Genomic DNA, 18712 nt, shown 5'->3' on the forward strand with positions numbered 1-18712 from the left:
GCTGCCGTTTCGCCGCCGAGGGCTCCGGCGAACCTCGGGGTTCCGTGTTCACCGGTCCCCGCTCAGCGCGACGGGAACCCACGCCCATCGCCAGAGGAGTGCGGTGAACAGCCCGCGTTCACCCGCCCGACGTCAGAAGCACCCCACTGGAAGTCACAGAAACCCCACCGGCAACTCCGGTAGCACTGAGGCCGACACCACCCGGCAACCACGCCCCCGCTCCGCTCTGATGGCCCCGCGGTGGCCTATCTTGGATCGGCCGGGAGTCGATGCAGGGGAGCCAATTGGACGACAACACCATGATGTCGGCTGACGAGCTTCTGGAACTCAATCGCGACATCCAGTCCTCCCCCACGATCCGCCTGCTCGCAACCCTGAACCTGGGCGTCTACGCGACCCTGATGGAGCGTCATCTGGCCGGTGGCCTGGTACCCGAGACCGAACTCGTGGTCGCCCTGGAACGCGACCTCGACGACCTGGACCATCCGGACGGACAGTCCGGGCTGGCGCTGATCAAGACGTGGGCCAGCCAGGGCTGGCTGCACCGCGTGATCGAGCAGCGCGACGGGCACGACCGCAACGTCTGCTACCTCACCCAGGAGGCCCGGCGCGCACTCGACTTCCTGCGCGGGATGCGCCGCAACGACACCATCGCCACCGGCGGCTCCATCAACGGCATCGCGTCACGGCTCAAGCAGGTCGCGGTGCGGGTCTGCAATGACCCTGATCGGATCAGAGCGAGCATCGAGGCCGAGATCGCCAGGCTCAACGCCGAACTCGACAAGCTCGACCAGGGCCTGGACCTCGGCGCCCAGTCGGACCTCGAGGTCACCGATATGTACGACGAGGCCAGGGCCATCGCGCTGCAGATGGAGCGCCTGATCACCGACATCGGCCAGTACGGGACGATGATCGAGCAGGCGACCGCCGCGCTCGACGAGCCGATCGACAGCAACATCGAATACCGCGATCGGCAGCGCCAGATGTACGCCGACTACCAGGCCGCCTGGGAGTCGCAGGGCCGCGACTCTCACCGGGCGTTCCTGCGGATGATCAACGACCCCGACCAGCGTGCCGAGTTCGAGGCCGACGTCGCCGCGGTCGCCGAGGCGCTGCCGGCCCTCGATCCCGCTCTGCGCCGAATGATGGCGGGCTTCTTCGAACTCGTCGGACACCAGATCGACGAGGTGGAGCGCATCCAGCAGCGCTGCGCCCAGCGGGTCAAACGCTTCACGGCGTACGGCACCCTGGAGCAGAGCCGGGGCGTGGCCCGCCAGTTGAACGACGCGATCGCCGCGGCCCGGGCACTGCTGAAGTCGTCGCTGACCGACTCCCGTCTCGACATCGAGGTGCCGTTGGCCCGGCACACCATCAGTTCGGTCGGTGCGCTGAGCTTCCGGATCAGCGACCTGTCGGCCCCCAAGCCGGCCGAGGCCGCGCACGGTGAACTCGACCTGACCAGCTTCGCGGCGCTGACCACGCAGGTGGACGCGCCCGCGATGTCGGACATGATCAACGCCGCGATCACCGAGGCACCGCTGTCGCTGCCGGACGCCGTGTCCATGCTCGACTCGGCCTACCTCGGACACGTCATCGTGCTGTGGTCGTGGGCCCTCAAACAGCCCAACGCCTCGGCCGCCGCCGAATCCGTGACCGTGCGGTTCCAGTCCCTGGACGGCCGGGACCGGCAGATCGAGGTGCCCGACCTGATGTTCACCGAACCCGTCTCCAGCCTCCTGGGAGCTGCGACATGACCACCGAACCCGACATCGACTTCTCGTCGCTGCCCCAGGTCGATCAGACCGCCCGTCCGCCGCATCACCGTCGGCCGCGGTTCGACGGCGACGTCTCGGAGCTGCCCGACCGCGCCTGCTGGGCGCTTCAGCAGTTGTTGACGCGGCGTTACCTCAGCAGCGAGACCGAACCCGACGTGTACAGCTGGGTGCTGGAGTACCGCAACCAGCTGAATGTGCGGCTGTCCGAATTGGACCTCATGCTGCGCGTGGTCGAGGGGGTGTTCGACAACGGTGGCGTCGCCTTCATCGAGCAGGCCCGATACGACTCCGCGCGCGGCGTCAAGCTTCTGCGCCGCGAGCCGTTGGGCACCTATGACTCGATCCTGGCGCTGCACCTGGCGCAGATGATGCGGGCCTCCGGTGATCAGGCCGTGCTGATCAGCCGCGACGAGATGCACGGCCTGTTCTCCGGCGTGCTCAACGACACCGACCGGGACACCGTCACCTTCACGGCCCGCATCGACGCGGCGATCGCGCGGTTGGCCTCGCTGGAGATCCTCCGCAAGAGCCGTGACGACGAGGACAGCTACACCATCAGCCCCGTGATCACCGCGGTCATGACGGCGTCGGTGATCACCGAACTGCAGCAGCAGTTCGAGCTTCTGCTGCGGGGCGGCGCTCCGCAGGAGGCGCAGGACGAGGAGGACGGCACCGATGACGCAGACGACTGAGCAGTTCCACCTCTCGCGGCTGCAGATCATCAACTGGGGTGTGTTCGACGGCTACCACTCGATCCCGTTCAGTGCGGGCGGCGCGCTGATCGCCGGCGCCTCGGGCAGCGGTAAATCGTCTCTGCTGGACGCGATCTCGCTGGGGTTCCTGCCGTTCAACCGGCGTAACTTCAACGCCTCGGGCGACAACTCGGCCGCGGGGTCCAGCGCGGGACGACGGACCGTCGACAAGTACGTCCGCGGTGCCTGGGGGCAGCGCAGCGACGGATCCACCAGCAGGGTGATGTACCTGCGCGGCGACGGCACCGTGTGGTCGGCCGTGGCCGTCACCTACCGCAGTGACAGCGGACGCACCGTCACGGGTCTGGTGCTGAAGTGGCTGACGGGCGAATCGCGCTCGGATTCGTCGAGCAGGTTCGTGCTCTCCGATGGGGACCGCGACATCGAAGAGGTCTGCAACCGTTGGGCTGCAGGGCGATTCGACACCGGTGTGTTCAAGGAGGACGGCTGGCGGTTCACCACCAAGGTGGAGTCGCAGTATCTGGCCCACCTCTACGCCACCATCGGCATCCGCGGGTCCGACGCCGCACAGCAGCTGCTCGGCAAGGCGAAGTCGCTCAAGAGCGTGGGCGGGTTGGAGCAGTTCGTCCGCGAGTTCATGCTCGACGAACCCGACAGCCTGGCCCGGCTTCCCGAGGCGCTCAAGCAGATCGACCCGCTGGTGGAGGCCCGCGAACTGCTCGCGGTGGCGCAGCGCAAACGCAAGATCCTCGGCGACATCGAGAAGATCCAGCAGCGCTACGCCAGCGAGTCCACCGACCTCGGCATCATCGACCTGGTCGATCAGCCGATGGTGCGGGCCTACACCGACCACGTCCGCCTGTCGCAGTGCCCGGCACAGATCGAGGCGCTGGACACCACGATCGATCAACTCGGCGACGAGTACGAGGATGTCACCCGGCAACTGAATCTGGCCAAGGCCGAAGCGGACTCGCTCAACGCGCAGATCAGCGGCACAAGTTCCAGCATCGGCCCGCTGCAGTCGCAGGTGGCCGCTGCCGAGGCCAAGGCCGAGGAGATCTCACGGCGCCGAGCCGCCTACGAGTCGCTGCTCACCGCACAGGGTCTGGACATCCCCGAGACCGCCGACGAGTTCTGGAATCTGCGTGAGGAACTCAGCGCGCAGGCCAACGAACTGCTCGCCCGGTTGGAACGTGGCCGCGAGCGGTCCACCGACGCCGAGTACGCGCAGAAGGTTGCGCGCATCGCCCGCGACGACGCCGCCAAGGAACTTCAGCGCGTGCAGCATGTCGGCTCGGCCCTGCCGGAGTCGGCCCTGATGATGCGCGAACACATCTGCTCGGCCGTCGGTGTCGATCCCGGTGAGCTGCCCTACATCGCCGAACTGCTGGATCTGCGGCCCGAGCAGAGCCGCTGGCGCGTGGCCGTGGAGAAAGTGCTTCGTGGCGTTGGCCTGCGCCTGTTGGTCCCCGATCAGCACTACGCGGCGGTCCTGCGGTTCGTCAACGAGACGAACATGCGCGGGCGCCTGCAACTGCACCACGTCCGCCGTCAGCGCCCGGGCTCGGACGAGGTCACTCCCGCGCCGAACACGTTGGCGGGCAAGCTTTTCGTCGTCGACCCGGATCACCCGTGTGCGGCCGAGGCGCTCGACATCATCTCCGCGGCCGGTGACCACGTCTGCGTCGACTCCCCCGACGCGTTCCCCCGGTTCCGGCGCGCCGTCACCGACTCGGGCCTGTACAAGGACTCCGAGCGTCTGGCGGTCAAGGATGACCGGCGCCCGATCAAGCCGTCGGAGTACATCTATCAGGGGGACGTCGCGACGAAGATCGACGCGCTGACCCTCGACCTCGCGGCGGCCGAGGAAGCCTACCAGTCGGCCCGGCGCAACGCCGACGACCTTGCGGCCGAACGCCAGCAGTGGCGGGACCGGGCCGCTGCGGGGAAGGCGATCTGCGATCAGTTCCCGCAGTGGAATCAGGTGGACACCGAGACCGCCGACGGGCACGCCGAGCGCCTGCGTGAGCAGTTCGAACTGCTCATGGCCGACCATCCCGACATCGAGGCCCTCAACGCGCGAGCGGAGGCCTGCTGGGAGGAGATTCAGGCGCTGATGACCCGGCGCGGTGCCATCCAGACCCGTCGGGACGACCTGGACACCCGACGGACCCGACTGTTGGAACTGCAGGAGCGGCTGACCCCCGCGTTCGTCTCCGAGCCGTTGACCGAACTTCTGCACCGCTATGCCGCCGACGTGCCGGTGACACTGGAACTGCTTGACCCGGAACCGCATCGCGATGCGTTGTTCACCGCGGTGCGCCGGGAGCGGGAACAGTTGCGCGAGAGCCGCCGTCGCTCCTACGACGAACTGGCGCGCATTCTCAACACCTTCGACACCGCGTTCCCGGATGCCATCCCGAACGACAGCGAGGTGTTCGACGAGCGGTTGCACGACTATGTGGCGCTGTGCCGGCACATCGATGAGCGTGAACTGCCCGAGGCCTACGAGCGCATGATGCGGCTGGTGACCGAGCAGGCGCCCGACGCGATCCTGACGCTGCACCGCGTCGCCGAGCAGGAGACCCGGCGCATCAGTGAGCAGATCGCCCGCGTCAACACGGGTTTGGCGGCGGTCGAGTTCAACCGCGGCACCCGGCTGACACTCCGTGCCACGCCGCGGCATCTTCCCGCGGTCGCCGAACTGACCGAGATCGTCAGGGCCATCTCACGCCGCATCGCCGAGGTCGGCCTGGGTGACAAGCAGGCCATTCTCGATCAGTACGCCGACATTCTCCGGCTGCGAAACCGGTTGGCCTCCACCGCCCCTGAGGACAAGGCGTGGACACGCGATGCACTCGACGTGCGCAACCGCTTCACGTTCGACTGCGCGGAATGGGATGTGCGCAGCGACGAGCTCATCCGCACGCACAGCAACGCCGGCGACAACTCCGGCGGTGAGCAGGAGAAGCTGATGGCGTTCTGCCTCGCGGGCGCGCTGAGCTTCAACCTGGCCAATCCCGACAGTGACGACAACCGGCCGGTCTTCGCCCAGCTGATGCTCGACGAGGCGTTCTCCAAGTCCGACCCGCAGTTCGCGCAGCAGGCCCTGCAGGCGTTCCGCAAGTTCGGCTTCCAACTGGTCATCGTCGCGACGGTGCAGAACGCCACGACGATCCAGCCCTACATCGACAGTGTGGTGATGGTGTCCAAGACCGACGCGACCGGCCGCAACGCCCGCCCGGTCGCGACCGTGTCGACCAAGACGATCTCGGACTTCACCGCGCTGCGCCAGGAGATGAGCGCCTCGGCGGCCAAGGCGCGCGTTCCTGCCCCGGTCTGATTTATTCATTCGACGCGGGCGTGATCCCTTCCGATACTGGGAGGGATGCTCACGCCAGACGACCTCGCCGGGCGGACCAGCCGTGCCGTCGCCGCCGCCACGGCGGCTGCCACGGATCTCGGCCTGACGGTCGAGAGTCCGCGCGTGCTCCACGACATGTTCTCCGTCATCGTGCATCTGGCGCCATCGCCGGTGGTGGCGCGGGTTCCCACCGTGCTGCCGCAGGCCTATCTGGACGCTCCTGATCTTCAGACCGCACAGCAGTGCGCCGAGTTGGCCGTGGCGCGTTGGCTGGCCGACCGTGGCTGCCCCGTGGTGGGGCCGAGCCCACTGGTGCCGCGCGAGCCCGTGCCCCGTGACGGCTTCTCGATCACGTTCTGGGGCATGGTCGAGGAGATGCCCGAACCCGAACTCGACCTGGTGCACCGGGCCTCCTACACCGCACGCCTGCACGCCGAACTTCGCGAGTACGACGGGAGCGGCCTCGGTTTCTGGACGCCGTTCGGCGCATACATTCCGGCATCGCTGGCAGCGCTGGAGCATCTGCCTGGCCTGGTCGACGCCACGGATCTGGCTCGGGCACAACGTGAGTGGGAGGTGTTGGCGCCGGTGCTCACCGACCGCGAGACGTTCGAGGCGGCATTTCCCGGGGTGACGGTCCAGCCGATCCACGGCGATGCGCCGTACTACAACATGATCCCCACTGCCGACGGCCTGCTGTGGTCGGACTTCGAGATGGTCTGCGTGGGTGCCGTTGAGTCCGATCTGGCCATGGCCGGGCCGGAGGCCGTGGCCGCCTACGATGCGGCGGCCACCGAACTCGGGCTGCGCCATGTTGACCAGCGGGTGCTCCGGCTGACCGAGACCGCGGGCCAACTGGCCAGCGTGGCGGTGCTGGCCATGGCGACTCAGCTGCCCATGCTGGTCGAGGCCGTCGCCCCCGTGCTCGACGCCTGGCGGCAGCGGCCGGAGGTCACGGAGATCGCCTGAGCCACAGGTTTGCCGTGGATCGGATCAGTGCGAGAACTCCGCCGCCGATCGCGGATCGGCCACAGCGCGAGCAGGGCCACCCCCAGTCCGGCGGGCACCGCGGCGGGGGCCGTCGACAGCCAGGATCCGACCAGCAGCAGAAGGCCGAAGGCGATGCCGACCCCGAGCAGCACCCGACGCAGCGCGGACCAGTGCGCATCCGCATGGAGCCGCGTCGACAGCAGCATCCCCAGGACCAGAGCGACAGCATGCCCGACGGCGGTGAAGTCCCATCCTGACATCGACGCCACCACCCACGCGACGGTCAACCAGCCGCCGGCCCAGGCCGGACGCCATCCCGTCGGCATCGCCGCGGTCAACGCGCCGAGGACGCCGACGGCTCCGTAGCTGAGGCCGACGTCGGTCGCACCGGCGGTCGACAGCGGCAGCCAGCCGGCCCTGATCGCGGCGGCGAGTCCGGCAGCGACGATCAGGGTGGCCCCGACGTGGCCGAGCATGAAGGCCTGCACCAGGCGCCTGCCGCGCCAGAGGAGCTCGGCCAGCGCGAGCAGGCACACCAAACCCGGAAGAAGCGGATAGATCGGGCCCTCGGCCGTGACGAAGGCGCTTCCGAGCAGCGTGCCCACATGACCGTGGCCCAGGTTCTCCACATTGGTGCTCAGATGACCGACCACACGGTCGCGCACCTCGGGGCCCAGCACCCACAGCACGGTGGAGACCAGACCGAGCACCGTCGCGTAGGTGACGGTGACCCACACCGGCACCAGAGTGGAGAACACTCGCGACACCTGGTCGAGCTTACCGAACGGCGCCCCTGTGAAGGGGCTGGCAAGCTGCTGCGCACTCAGTCCACAGTGACTGTGGCCCAAGCTCTTTGGTGAACTCCGTCACACAGGCGTGCCCGAGGTGGACGTCTCGGCCTGCACCACCTCGGCCGCGGCCCGCTCGCCCGAACGCACCGCGCCGTCGATGAACCCGTACATGACCGCCGAGGTTTCCGTACCGGCCCAGTGGATTCGCCCGCAGGGAGCGCGCAACGCCGGACCGAACTCGGTGAGCACGCCCGGCGGGGTGTGCGAGATCATGCCGCCGCCGGAATACCGCTCGACGGTCCAGTTGTGTTCGATCCAGTCCCGCGGCGCCAAGGCCCTGCCTCCGAAACGCTGAGCCACCGCGCTGAGGACGGCGCGGCGGCGCTCCCCCTCGGACATGGCGCACAGCACGCGCGCCGCGGGACCCTCCGTGATGACGGTCAGGATGCCGGGCTCAGCCGCGAGCGTGCAGGAGTCGATGGTCAGACCGGCCAGCGATCCAGGTGAGAAGGACTGGCCGGACAACCCGTCGGCCCGCCAGAACGGTTCGTCGTACACCAGGGCGATCTTGAACACCGCCCCACTGGGCATCCGTTGGTGCAGCAGCGACCGATCGACGGGAAGCATCGGGTCGTAGATGATCTGGGCCGCGAGGCAGATCGGCACCGCGACGATGGCCCGGCGAGCTCGGACCACCATGTCCTCAGCCCGCACGGTCACGCCCTCGGCGTCCTGACTGACGGCCCGCACGGGCTGAGAAAGGTGCACGGTGTCGCCGAGTTCGGCCGTCACCGCCCGGTGGATCGCCCCCATGCCGCCGAGGGGACGGGCGTCCTCGGCGCCGTCCTTCACCCCGAGCACAAACCCTGGTCCACCTGCGGACGCCATCTGGTAGAGCACGAACAGCAGCGAGATCTCCGACGCCGCCGACGTGTACAGGCCCGCGACACTCGACTCCAGCAGCAGCCGTGCGGGTTTCGACAAGGTGTGGCTGTCAAGCCATTTCGCCCATGTCAGTTGATCCCACCTGCGGGCCTTCGGCGCATCCCACGGCGCCTCCGGCGAGATGGTTCTGCACATCTGACTGAGCTCGAGGAACACCGCCCCGATGTTGGCGACGGCGAACGGACTCATCGACCACGGGATCGTGCCCTTATAGCGATACGACCTGCCGTCGACGAACATCATCGCGTCCCCGTCGACGTACTGCTTGCAGCTGAGGACGTCAAACTCATCCATCAATGCATAGATGCGGTCCTGCCCCGGCCCGATCCACGCGCCGCCACGGTCGATCCACGTTCCATCTTCGCGGGCTTCGGTGAACGTGCGCCCGCCCACCCGATCTCGCGCCTCCAGCAGTGCCACGCAGTGACCGGCCTGGGTGAGTCGAAGTGCCGCGGTCAGACCCGCAAACCCCGCCCCCACCACGCAATAGTCGACATCCATGACTGCCCCCGCCCGTCGGTTCAGGCCTACTCCCGATGGGCGGCACAGTCAATATGCGGTGCGGGTCCGCTCGATCCAGGCGAAGAACTCATCGGCGGTGAACACCGGTTTGCCGTAGTCCAGAGCTTTGCGCGCCTTGCCGGACTGTGTGCCCGCCTCGGCGGTCACCAGGACCTCACATCGGGTCTTGGTGACCGTGCGCACCGGCGCCAACCCTGCGGATGCGGCCATCCGCTCCATCTCCTCACGGTCCACGACACAACCCGAGTCGTTCATCGCGGTGCCGGTGAAGCAGATGCGCGCGCCCGGCACCAACACCTCACCGATGTCGTGGCGCACGGCGTCGGCCACGCCGGCGACGACATCGATTCCCAGCAGCGCCGACACGTGGTGCAGACGCGCAACGACCTGTTCCGGCAACGGTGTTCGGCCAGCCGCGGTGCGCAGTTGGTCTGCCACCGCCTGCGCTGCCGCCGCATCCCAGTCGCCGTCGGGAGCTGCTGGTGAGGCCTCTTCGCCGAGCAGCACCGCACCCACCTGACGGCTGAGCCTCAGCAGCGCCGAGAGCGCAGGCAGATGCCGCGCCACCGGCGTGGGCACCCCGGGATCGCGGCTCAGCAGCAGGCCGGACTGGATCTCGGTGGCATCGGGTTCGTCGAACGGGATGGACCCGGTCGAGACCTCGGCTGCGGCGTGGGCCTTCAACAAAGAGCGGGCGCGCTCCAGTGCGGTGTCACCGGTCACCCGGGCTCCGCGCAGCTCGACGCCCAACGGCATCGGCGTGACGTGGCCGAGGCGCTTGAGTTCGAAGTCGATCAGACCCAGAGTCTCGTCCACGCCCACGCCGACGGGTGTGCACCCAGCCAACATCGGCGCGATCACCGCCCACGCCTCGCGCAGCGTGGGGGCCAACAGCACATCGGAGACCCCGATGCCGTAGGCGGTCCTCGCGTCGGCCAGATCCCGCTGCGGGTTGATCAGGGTCGACACCGCGGTACCGTCGTCGAACGCGACAGCCAACTCCACGGGTCGCGGGCGGGACATCCGGCCCTCGTCGCCGACTGTCAGCAGCCCGATCGCGCAGAACCGCCGAGCCTGCCCCCCACCCGCCGATCCGCGCAGGTACCGGGCGATGCGCCGGTCCACCTTCAGATCCTTCGGCAGCACAGGGCGTTTGAGCACCAGGCCGGCCAGCGACGTGCACCTGCTCAACGCGACATACAACTGCCCGGTCGAGAACATGCCCCCGGTCAGGTCAACGACGAGGCGGTCCAAGGTCTGGCCCTGGCTCTTGTGGATCGTGATCGCCCAGGCCAGCTTGAACGGCAACTGGGTGAAGGTGCCGACGACCTCGCGGCGCAGCGACCCGCCGTCGACGACCGGCCGGGTCGCTTCCCAGACGAACGGCGCGACGTCAGCCACTGTGCCGTCTGGGAACTCGACGTCGACCACCGCGCCGTAGCGGTCGTAGCCGACACCGACCACCCGTCCGATGGATCCGTTGACCCAGCGATTGCGCGGGTCGTTGTTCAGCATCATGACCTGGGCGCCGACCTTGAACCGCAGTTCCTCCTCGATCGGCTTGTCGAACAGCGACAGGTCGCCGGTCTCGGTTGCGCGGTGCACCATCTCGTCACCGGGCAGGCGCTCCAACTGCTGCCGGTTGCGCGCCGCCACAAGCCGATTCGTCGGCGCCAGCGTCAACCAGAACTCATCCTCGGGCGGCACGAAGTCACCGTCGACGCGTGAATTCAGGTGCTCCTGCGCATGGCCGAGCAGCACACCTTCACGGATCTCGTTGAGGATGGCCGTCATCCGGTCGTCACCGAGCTGGCGGAACACCGTCGTCAAGGACACCGTCGGAAAAACCGCGCTCTCGAAACTGCGCGCGGAGAAGAAGTACGGCGTCGCATATGTGGTGGAGAAGTAGTGCTGCTCGCCTTCTGCGACGACCGGCGGAAGCTGGTACAGGTCGCCGACCAGCACGATCTGGACGCCGCCGAACGGGGTGTCGGGGATCGGACCGTACCGTCGCAGCGCGGCGGCGACCATGTCGAAGACGTCCGCGCGCACCATCGAGGCTTCATCGATGATCAGTGTCTGCAGCGACGCCAGGGTCTTGGCGAACCTGCCCGGCCGGTAGGCGCCGCCGGTGACATCGCCCAGCGTCGTGGTGGTGCGGAACCCGAACAGCCGGTGGATGGTGTATCCGTCGACGTTGAGCGCCGCGATGCCGGTCGGGGCGAGGACCACCACGTTGCGGTCGGTGGTGGCCATGTAGTGCCGGATCAACGTGGATTTACCCGTGCCGGCCTTGCCGGTGAGGAAGAGGTGTTCGCCGGCGGCCAGCCGCGCCAGGGCCTCACCGAACTCCTCGGTCAAGACCAGATCCGCCACTCGTGCACCCTATCCAGCGGTGGCCCCGCAACCCGTGGTGCGGGGCGGCAGCCGCCTTCCGCGTCGACATCCCAACTCCGGGCGCCGGTTCCGCACTTTGCCCGCGATCCACAGCGCTAAAGTGCTTTCCGTGCCTAAGAAGCTGCTGGGGAACGGACGGGGTCGCTGGCTGGCGATCATGGCCTCCGTTGCGCTGTCCGCAGGCATGCTCTACGTGCAGGGCACCAACACCGAGAAGCCTCACGCCGCGAAACCGGCGGCCCAGGCGCCATCGACTCCAGGGATGGCAGCACCCGCGCCGGCGCATGCCGAGCTGCTCGCGGCCACCCGCCCGCCCGACCCCAAGGTGTTCCAGCTCGAGTTGCCGCGGGGCGTGGCCCCGGAGGGGGGACTGCAGGTCAAGACCATCTGGGTTGCCCGGGCCATCAGCGCGATGTTCCCCGAGATCAAGACCATCGGCGGCTACCGTCAGGATCCGCTGAAGTGGCATCCCAACGGGCTTGCGATCGACGTCATGATTCCCAACCACGGCAGCCAGACCGGAATCGACCTGGGCAACCAGATCGCCGGGTTGGCGTTGGCCAACGCCGAACGGTGGGGCGTGCTGCACGTCATCTGGCGGCAGGGCTACTACCCCGGCATCGGGGCACCCAGCTGGACCGCCGACTACGGCAACGAGACGGCCAATCACTTCGACCATGTCCACATCGCCACCATCGGCGGGGGCTATCCGACCGGCAATGAGGTCTTCTACCTGGACTCCATGCGCTGACGCAACGGCCCCGGTCTGGACAACCCCGTTCCCGACCCGAAGGTCCGCGACTCACCCGCCCGAAGATGGAGAAGCAACCCTCGCCCAGCGTGAGTTGAACCGCGCCGCGCGACGATGGACCCGATGAGCATGACCGCGGGTCCGACCCAATCGGGCCGTGATCAGTCCGGGCTCAGCGTAGAACGCCGTCTTGACCGCCTCGACGAGGATCAGGTACGCGACGGCCAGCGCCAGCAGCGCGACGAAGAACTGCCACGGCAACGGTGTGAACCCGAGAGACCCGGACAGCGGCGATACGGTCAGCACGACGCCGGCGGTGATCACCGCGGCTGTGGCCAGCACCAGCGGTGTGCTCGGCCGGCTGCGGAGGAACGGCACCCGCCGCGTCCTCACCGCGAAGATGATCAGGGTCTGGGTGGCCAGCGACTCCACGAACCAACCCGTGCGGAACTCGACCGGTCCGGCATGCAGCACCCCGAGCATGAGGCCGAAGGTCAGGAAGTCGAACAACGAACTGATCGGCCCGAAGGTGAGCATGAAGCGACGAATGAAGTCGATGTTCCAGTGCGATGGAGCGCGCAGCTGTTCCTCATCGACCCGGTCGGTCGGAATCGCCAGCTGCGACGTGTCGTAGAGCAGGTTGTTGAGCAGGATCTGGCTGGGCAGCATGGGCAGGAAGGTGATGACCGCCGAGGCCGCTGCCGCGCTGAACATGTTGCCGAAGTTGCTCGAGGTCCCCATGAGGACGTACTTGATCGTGTTGGCGAAGATGCGCCGACCTTCGGCCACTCCCGTCGCCAGCACGCCGAGATCCTTGTCCAGCAGCACAACGTCGGCCGCATCCTTGGCCACATCGGTGGCACTGTCGACCGAGATACCCACGTCCGCGGAGTGGAGCGCGAGTGCATCGTTGACGCCGTCCCCGAGGAAGCCCACCGACCGCCCGCGGCGGCGAAGCGAGGAGATCACCCGGGCTTTCTGCTCCGGTGAGACGCGGGCGAAGATCGTACTGTCGGCGGTGACGGCATCCAGTTGACCCGAGGTCAACCCCTCCAAATCGGTGCCGCTGACCACCCCCTTGATCGGCAGACCCAGTTCAGCGCAGACCTTTTCAGCGACGGCCGGATTGTCGCCAGTGGCGACCTTCACCTCGATACCCAACGCCGCGAGCTGCCGAAGCGATTCGCGGGCGGCCGGTTTGGGCGTGTCGGCGAAGACCAGGAAGCCGCGAAGTTCCAGACCTTCCTCATCGGCGGCGGACACGCTGGACAGTTCCGGCGCCGGGCGCGTAGCGACCGCGACCACCCGCCTGCCCTGGGCGAACAGGGCAGCCAGGGTCTGATGGGCGACGACCGGCGACGAACCGCATTTCGCCATGATCTGCTCGGGCGCGCCCTTGCAGACGAGGGTGCGTCCGGCCGAGTCCTCGACGAGCGCTGTGGTGGCCCGGCGGGTGTGGTCGAACGGGAGGAGCGCAATCCGCCTGGCATCCGCGATGGGCCCGCGACCGTCCCACAACGCCGCGTCGAGCTGGTTGGCGCACGTCCCCCCGACCGACGGGTCGATCTCGGTGGCCAGCATCCCGAGGCGCAGCACCGTCTCCGCATAGTCACCGCCGGGGTCGACGGCATCGATCAGTACGATCCGATCCTCGGTCAGGGTGCCGGTCTTGTCGGTGACCAGGATGTCGATGTCGCCGAGGTCCTCGATGCACACCAGTCGTTTCACCAGGACTCGGCGCCGAGCCAGCCGGCGCGAACCTGCCGCGAGGCTGGTGCTGACCACGGCCGGCAACAGCTGCGGCGTGATACCGACAGCTATCGCCAGACCGAACAGCGCGGACTCGATCAACGGGCGGTCCAGCAACAGGTTGATCGCGATAATGACGACCGTCAGCGTCAGCGCGACTCGCAACAGCAGGTAGGAGAATTGTCGCAGGCCGAGCTGGAACTCGGTCTCCGGTTCGCGCTCCCCCAGGCCCGCCGCGATCCGGCCGAACTCCGCGTCGGCTCCGGTCGCGTACACCACGGCAGTGGCACTGCCCGCGCTCACCACGGTTCCCATGAAGGCGAGATTCGACGCGTCCGCCAGATCGGCCCCAGCGGGCTCGGTTGCCGACTTCTCAGCGGCGGTGGACTCGCCCGTGAGGATGCTCTCATTGCATTCCAGTCCGTTGACCTCGAGCAGACGCACATCGGCGGGCACGAGTTCACCCAGCTCCAGACGGATCACGTCCCCCGGAACCAGGTCGACGACATCGACCTTGGTCATCTGGTTGTCGCGCAGGGCCGATGCCGTGTGCCGGATGCGGGAGTGCAGCGCCGCGGTGGCGCGCTCGGCCCGGTACTCGTTGACGAATCCCAGGCCGACGCTGACGGCGAGGATGACGCCGATGATGATCGCCTGGGTGCTGTCGCCGAGGAAGAACGATGCCACGGCCGTGACCGCCAGCAGCGCGAGCACAGCGTTCTTCAACTGGCGTCCGAGCAGCTGGATCACGCTGACGCCATGGGTGCGAACCGAGTTCGACCCCATCTCGGCCCGTCGGGCGGCGGCCTCCTCAGTCGACAGGCCATCCGTCGACGCACCCAGCGCTGCGAGCACATCCGGGACCGAGGATTGACTGACCTCCTGGCGGCTCAAGCACCCCGAACGCGGCCCCACAGAGAACAGCCTGCCGCAACCGCACCGCCGACGACGGGCTTTGGTCCCTTCTTCAACCCCCACGATGTCCGTGCGCTGTTCAGACGATGGGTCCGCCCTCGGGCATCCCGGCCGGCGATCGTTGCGTAATCTGACCAACCATGACCGACGGGAACCGACTCGCCAACATTCTGCCGGAGAGTGAGTGCTGGACTCTGATGTCCAGCGCCTCGCTGGGACGGCTGATCACCGCCGCCGACGGTGAACCCGAAGTGTTCCCGGTGAACTTCGCCGTTCAGGACCGCAGCGTGGTGTTCCGCACCGCCGAGGGCACGAAACTGGTCAGTTCGGCCATCAACCGCAATGTGCTGTTCGAGGTCGACGCCCACGATGACGCGCAGGGCTGGAGCGTCATCGTCAGGGGTGTCGCCCGGATCCTGCACTCCGACGAAGAGATCGACGTGGCGAGGCAGACCGGGTTGCGCCCGTGGGTGTCGAGCGACAAGGAGCACTACGTCCGAATCCGTCCCGTGCGTGTCAGCGGCCGCCGATTCGTCTTCGATCAGGCGGTCAACTCGCAGTAGCGGCCGCGCGGAGGTGATCGGGGCCCGCGACTCCCGCAAAGGACCTTGTGACTGCGGTCCTTCGACCCTGCTGCAGACCGGCCCGTCCGTGCGATGGTGTGGAGATGGGCAAGCAGCGGTTCGGCATCGCCGCGGCGATGGCCGCGGTGTGGGTGGCCGCGGTCTATCGAGGTTGGGTGCGACCGTGGATCTACACCTGGGGCGCCACTCCCGACGAGGTCGTCGGCGCCCTGCCTGGCGACGAGATGGTCGACTCCCCCGTTCCGCGAACCACCCGCGCCGTCTGGATCCCGGCTTCGCCCCATTCGGTGTGGCCGTGGTTGGCGCAGATCGGCGAAGACCGAGGCGGGTTCTACAGCTACTCCTGGTTGGAGCGCGCCGTGGGTGCCGACATCCACAATGCCGAGCACATTCATCTGGAGTGGCAACGCCTGCATGTCGGGGACACCATCTGGCTGGCCCGCCGCTACGGCGAGGCGGCGTGCCAGCTGGTCGCCGAGGTGGTGCCGGGCTCACACCTGGTGTTGGTGTCCAGGCCCGACTTCACCCGCCTGATGCAGGGGCACAAGGCCCGCGGCACATGGAGCTTCACGCTTGTTCCGGCGAAGGGCGGTGTTCGGCTCCTGGCGCGCGGGTGCGGCGGTTTGGCGGGCCACTTCTGGTTCGACATACCGCATTTCGTCATGGAGAGACGGATGCTGCTGGGCATCCGCTCCCGTGCGGTCGGTGAGCACCACAGGGGCCGCAGCGTGGGCTTTCAGCCGCCGTCCTCGTCATCGGCGAGCGCGAAGTAGTTCTCCTCCTCCTGCACGAAGTGCAGGCGCAACAGGGTGGACAGGCCATACAGGCAGGCCAGCAGGTCGGTGACCTGGTCAGGCTGGATGCCGCCGGCCGACTCGGCCAGTTGCACGTGGGTGCCGATGCGCTCAGTGAGACGGCGGATCTCGGCGTGCGTGCGACTCATGGTCGCGGTCGCCTCGCTGCTCCGCAGCGGGGTGGCCAACGCGGGATACAGCTGATTCTCCTCCGCCTCCTCGTGCGGCAGAATCCTTTGCTCCAACTGCCTTTCGACGTCCTTGACGGCTGCGAGCGCTCGGGCGTCGGGCGCCTCGACCAGCCGGTCCGCACTGTCCCGGACCAGTGCGATCACCTCCCGCAGCTCGTCGTGTTCGGCCGAGAAGCGGCGCAGGAGTGCTTCGGTGTTCGACGTCAGGGTCAGCTGGGCGTCCGGATCGCCACGCACCGCGCGAATCGCGTTCAGAATGACGGCCACATCGATCGCCTCCTGCAGCAACGCACCCAGCGCTGGGGGCAGGAGGCCGACCGCGGCGACCGCCATCGCCAGCAGTGACAGGCTCATCCCGACCACCGCGCTCTGGACCGCGATGCGCCGCGAGCGCCTGGCGATGTCCATCGCGTCGGCGAGCCGGTCCAGGCGGTCGGTGGTGAGCACGATGTCGGCGGCCTCCGACGACGCGGTCGCACCTCGTGCCCCCATCGCGACACCCACTGTCGCCGCGGCCAGCGCCGGGGCGTCGTTGATACCGTCGCCCACCATCACGGTGACGGCCTTCTGCTTCTCGGCGCGCACCGCCGCGACCTTGTCTTCCGGGCTCTGGTGCGCGTACACCTCATCGAGGCCGAGCACCGTGGCGACTTCGCGCGCGGGTTCGACCCGGTCGCCGGTGAGCATCACCAGCCGGTTGAAGCCGGCCTGCCGCAGTCGCCGCATCGTACGAGGGGCCTGGCGGCGGAGCGGATCCCGCAGCAGAATCGCCCCGATCGGCGTCCCGTCGACGCTCACCCACGTCAGCGCGGCGCTGTCCAGGCGGGCGCGGTTCACCGCGGACTGCGCCCAGGGGCTGGTGGGAATGCCCTCGACCAGTTTCCCGACGCCAACGCGTTTTCCCGCCACGGTCGCGGTGACTCCTCGACCCGCCACCTCAGCGACATCGCCGGGCAGCGTGAGGCGCAGTCCGCGGGCCAGCGCCTCGGTGACGATCGCCTCGGCCAGCACGTGCGGGGACACCTGGTCGACGGAGGCCGCCAGCCCCAGAACCTCGTCGGCGGCACACTGTGGCGCGGTGAGAACGTCGATGACCGTCGGCTGACCCATCGTCAGGGTGCCCGTCTTGTCCATCACGAGAGTTGTCGCGTGGCCGAGGTTCTCCAGGGCTCCGCCGCCGCGGATGACGACACCGGCACGCGATGCCCGGGACAGCCCGGACACGATCGCCACCGGCGCGGCCAACAGCAGTGGGCACGGCGTGGCAACCACCAGGACCGCCACCGCGCGCGTCGCCGACCCGCTCACGAGCCAGGCTGCCGCCGCCATCACCAGCGCCAGTGGGAGGAACCACGCCGCGTATCGGTCGGCGAGTCGCACCACCGGCGAGTTCTCCGCTCCGGCCTGCTGCGCCAGGCGCACGATCCCCGCGTAGGTGCTGTCCTCGGCGCTCGCCGTGGCCCGCAACTCGAAGGCGGCACCAGCGTTGACCACACCGCTTCGGACCAGATCTCCGCGGTTGTGTTCGACGCTGAGCGACTCTCCGGTCAGCGCCGACTCATCCAGCACCGCAAGGTCATTGAGGACTCTGCCGTCCACCGGCACGACGTCGCCGGACACCACGACGAGGACATCGTCCACTGCCACCTCTGCCACCGGGATCACAGTGACCTCGGCGCCGACTCGGCGGCGGGCGAACCGCGGCGAGCGCTCCAACAGAGCCCGCAGATCCCGAGATGCCCGCCGCGTCGCAGCGGCGTCCAGGGCCCGCCCTCCGGCGAGCATCACCGCGATGAGCGAACCGGCGAGGTACTCCCCCACGAGCAGAGTGCCGACGAGGGAGAGGACGGCGATGAGGTCCACGCCGAGCCTGCCCCGGCGCAGCGCCGCAAGCACCCACACGACCGCGGGCACCACCGCGATCACCGTGCCCGCGATCCACCATCGGTCCGCGACGGCGTCCGCGCCCGCCAGCCAGGCCACCCCACCGCCGGCCAACGCCCCCACTGTCAGGACGACGAGCGCAGGTTCCGCCCACGGCCGCAGCCGCCCGGCCGTGTCGTTCGCATGCTCCGCTGTCATCGCACCGACCACCCCGATCCTCGCGCACACTCATTCAACCAGCGCTGGCCGCCGCCGCGCACCGACTCTGATTCATCCCGCGGGAACGCCCCGCGCCGCGGCGAGGACCACCCCCGCGAAGTCGCTGCGTCACACCGGACCTGGGTTAT

General features: G+C 68.3%; 12 protein-coding genes. 7 read left to right on the plus strand and 5 right to left on the minus strand.

Annotated elements, in window-relative coordinates; genetic code table 11:
- The first annotated feature begins 269 nt into the window (after window positions 1-269).
- The 4 genes from A5727_RS08745 to A5727_RS08760 are packed head-to-tail and all read left to right on the plus strand — an operon-like array spanning window position 270 to window position 6821.
- The gene (locus A5727_RS08745; RefSeq protein ID WP_068247686.1) at window positions 270-1754 is read left to right on the plus strand and encodes a DUF3375 domain-containing protein; all 1485 of its coding nucleotides are present in this window, start codon (window positions 270-272) and stop codon (window positions 1752-1754) included.
- Window positions 1751-2467 carry a DUF4194 domain-containing protein gene (locus tag A5727_RS08750; RefSeq protein ID WP_068247689.1) on the plus strand — a complete coding sequence of 239 codons (717 nt, stop codon included), beginning with the start codon at window positions 1751-1753 and terminating at the stop codon, window positions 2465-2467. The genes A5727_RS08745 and A5727_RS08750 overlap by 4 nt, the downstream gene beginning before the upstream one ends.
- Window positions 2451-5831 (plus strand): ATP-binding protein, encoded by a 3381-nt coding sequence (locus A5727_RS08755; RefSeq protein ID WP_068247692.1) that lies wholly within the window; start codon window positions 2451-2453, stop codon window positions 5829-5831. The genes A5727_RS08750 and A5727_RS08755 overlap by 17 nt, the downstream gene beginning before the upstream one ends.
- A 45-nt stretch (window positions 5832-5876) precedes the next feature.
- Window positions 5877-6821, plus strand: a complete 945-nt coding sequence (locus A5727_RS08760; protein WP_068247695.1) for an aminoglycoside phosphotransferase/kinase family protein — start codon at window positions 5877-5879, stop codon at window positions 6819-6821.
- Here A5727_RS08760 and A5727_RS08765 read toward each other — a convergent pair.
- The 3 genes from A5727_RS08765 to A5727_RS08775 all read right to left on the minus strand — a co-directional run bounded on the left by A5727_RS08765 (window position 6740) and on the right by A5727_RS08775 (window position 11476).
- A complete protein-coding gene (locus A5727_RS08765; RefSeq protein ID WP_157521286.1) occupies window positions 6740-7609 on the minus strand; it encodes a rhomboid-like protein in 870 nt (289 codons plus the stop codon). The genes A5727_RS08760 and A5727_RS08765 overlap by 82 nt on opposite strands.
- 99 nt (window positions 7610-7708) lie before the next feature.
- Window positions 7709-9079, minus strand: a complete 1371-nt coding sequence (locus A5727_RS08770; RefSeq protein WP_068247701.1) for a flavin monoamine oxidase family protein — start codon at window positions 9077-9079, stop codon at window positions 7709-7711.
- A gap of 48 nt (window positions 9080-9127) precedes the next feature.
- On the minus strand, window positions 9128-11476 hold the full coding sequence (locus A5727_RS08775) for an AAA family ATPase (protein ID WP_068247704.1): 2349 nt from the start codon (window positions 11474-11476) through the stop codon (window positions 9128-9130).
- Window positions 11477-11606: 130 nt separating this feature from the next.
- Between A5727_RS08775 and A5727_RS08780 the strand changes: the two genes are divergently transcribed.
- Window positions 11607-12248: a VldE C-terminal domain-containing protein gene (locus A5727_RS08780; RefSeq protein ID WP_068247707.1), complete on the plus strand. Its 642-nt coding sequence runs from the start codon at window positions 11607-11609 to the stop codon at window positions 12246-12248.
- Between the two features lie 51 nt (window positions 12249-12299).
- Here A5727_RS08780 and mgtA read toward each other — a convergent pair whose 3' ends face one another.
- Complete coding sequence (gene mgtA / locus A5727_RS08785) at window positions 12300-14891, minus strand: magnesium-translocating P-type ATPase (protein ID WP_231991996.1); 2592 nt, start codon at window positions 14889-14891, stop codon at window positions 12300-12302.
- A 161-nt stretch (window positions 14892-15052) separates the two neighbouring features.
- Between mgtA and A5727_RS08790 the strand changes: the two genes are divergently transcribed.
- Window positions 15053-15475, plus strand: coding sequence for a pyridoxamine 5'-phosphate oxidase family protein (locus A5727_RS08790; protein WP_068247710.1), 423 nt, complete (start codon window positions 15053-15055; stop codon window positions 15473-15475).
- 104 nt (window positions 15476-15579) lie between these two features.
- A complete protein-coding gene (locus A5727_RS08795; RefSeq protein ID WP_068247908.1) occupies window positions 15580-16269 on the plus strand; it encodes a hypothetical protein in 690 nt (229 codons plus the stop codon).
- Here A5727_RS08795 and A5727_RS08800 read toward each other — a convergent pair.
- Complete coding sequence (locus A5727_RS08800; RefSeq protein ID WP_068247911.1) at window positions 16233-18563, minus strand: heavy metal translocating P-type ATPase; 2331 nt, start codon at window positions 18561-18563, stop codon at window positions 16233-16235. The two genes, A5727_RS08795 and A5727_RS08800, sit on opposite strands and share 37 nt — an antisense overlap.
- Window positions 18564-18712 lie beyond the last annotated feature (149 nt).

The sequence above is a fragment of the Mycobacterium sp. ACS4331 genome (assembly GCF_001667265.1).
GTDB lineage: Bacteria > Actinomycetota > Actinomycetes > Mycobacteriales > Mycobacteriaceae > Mycobacterium.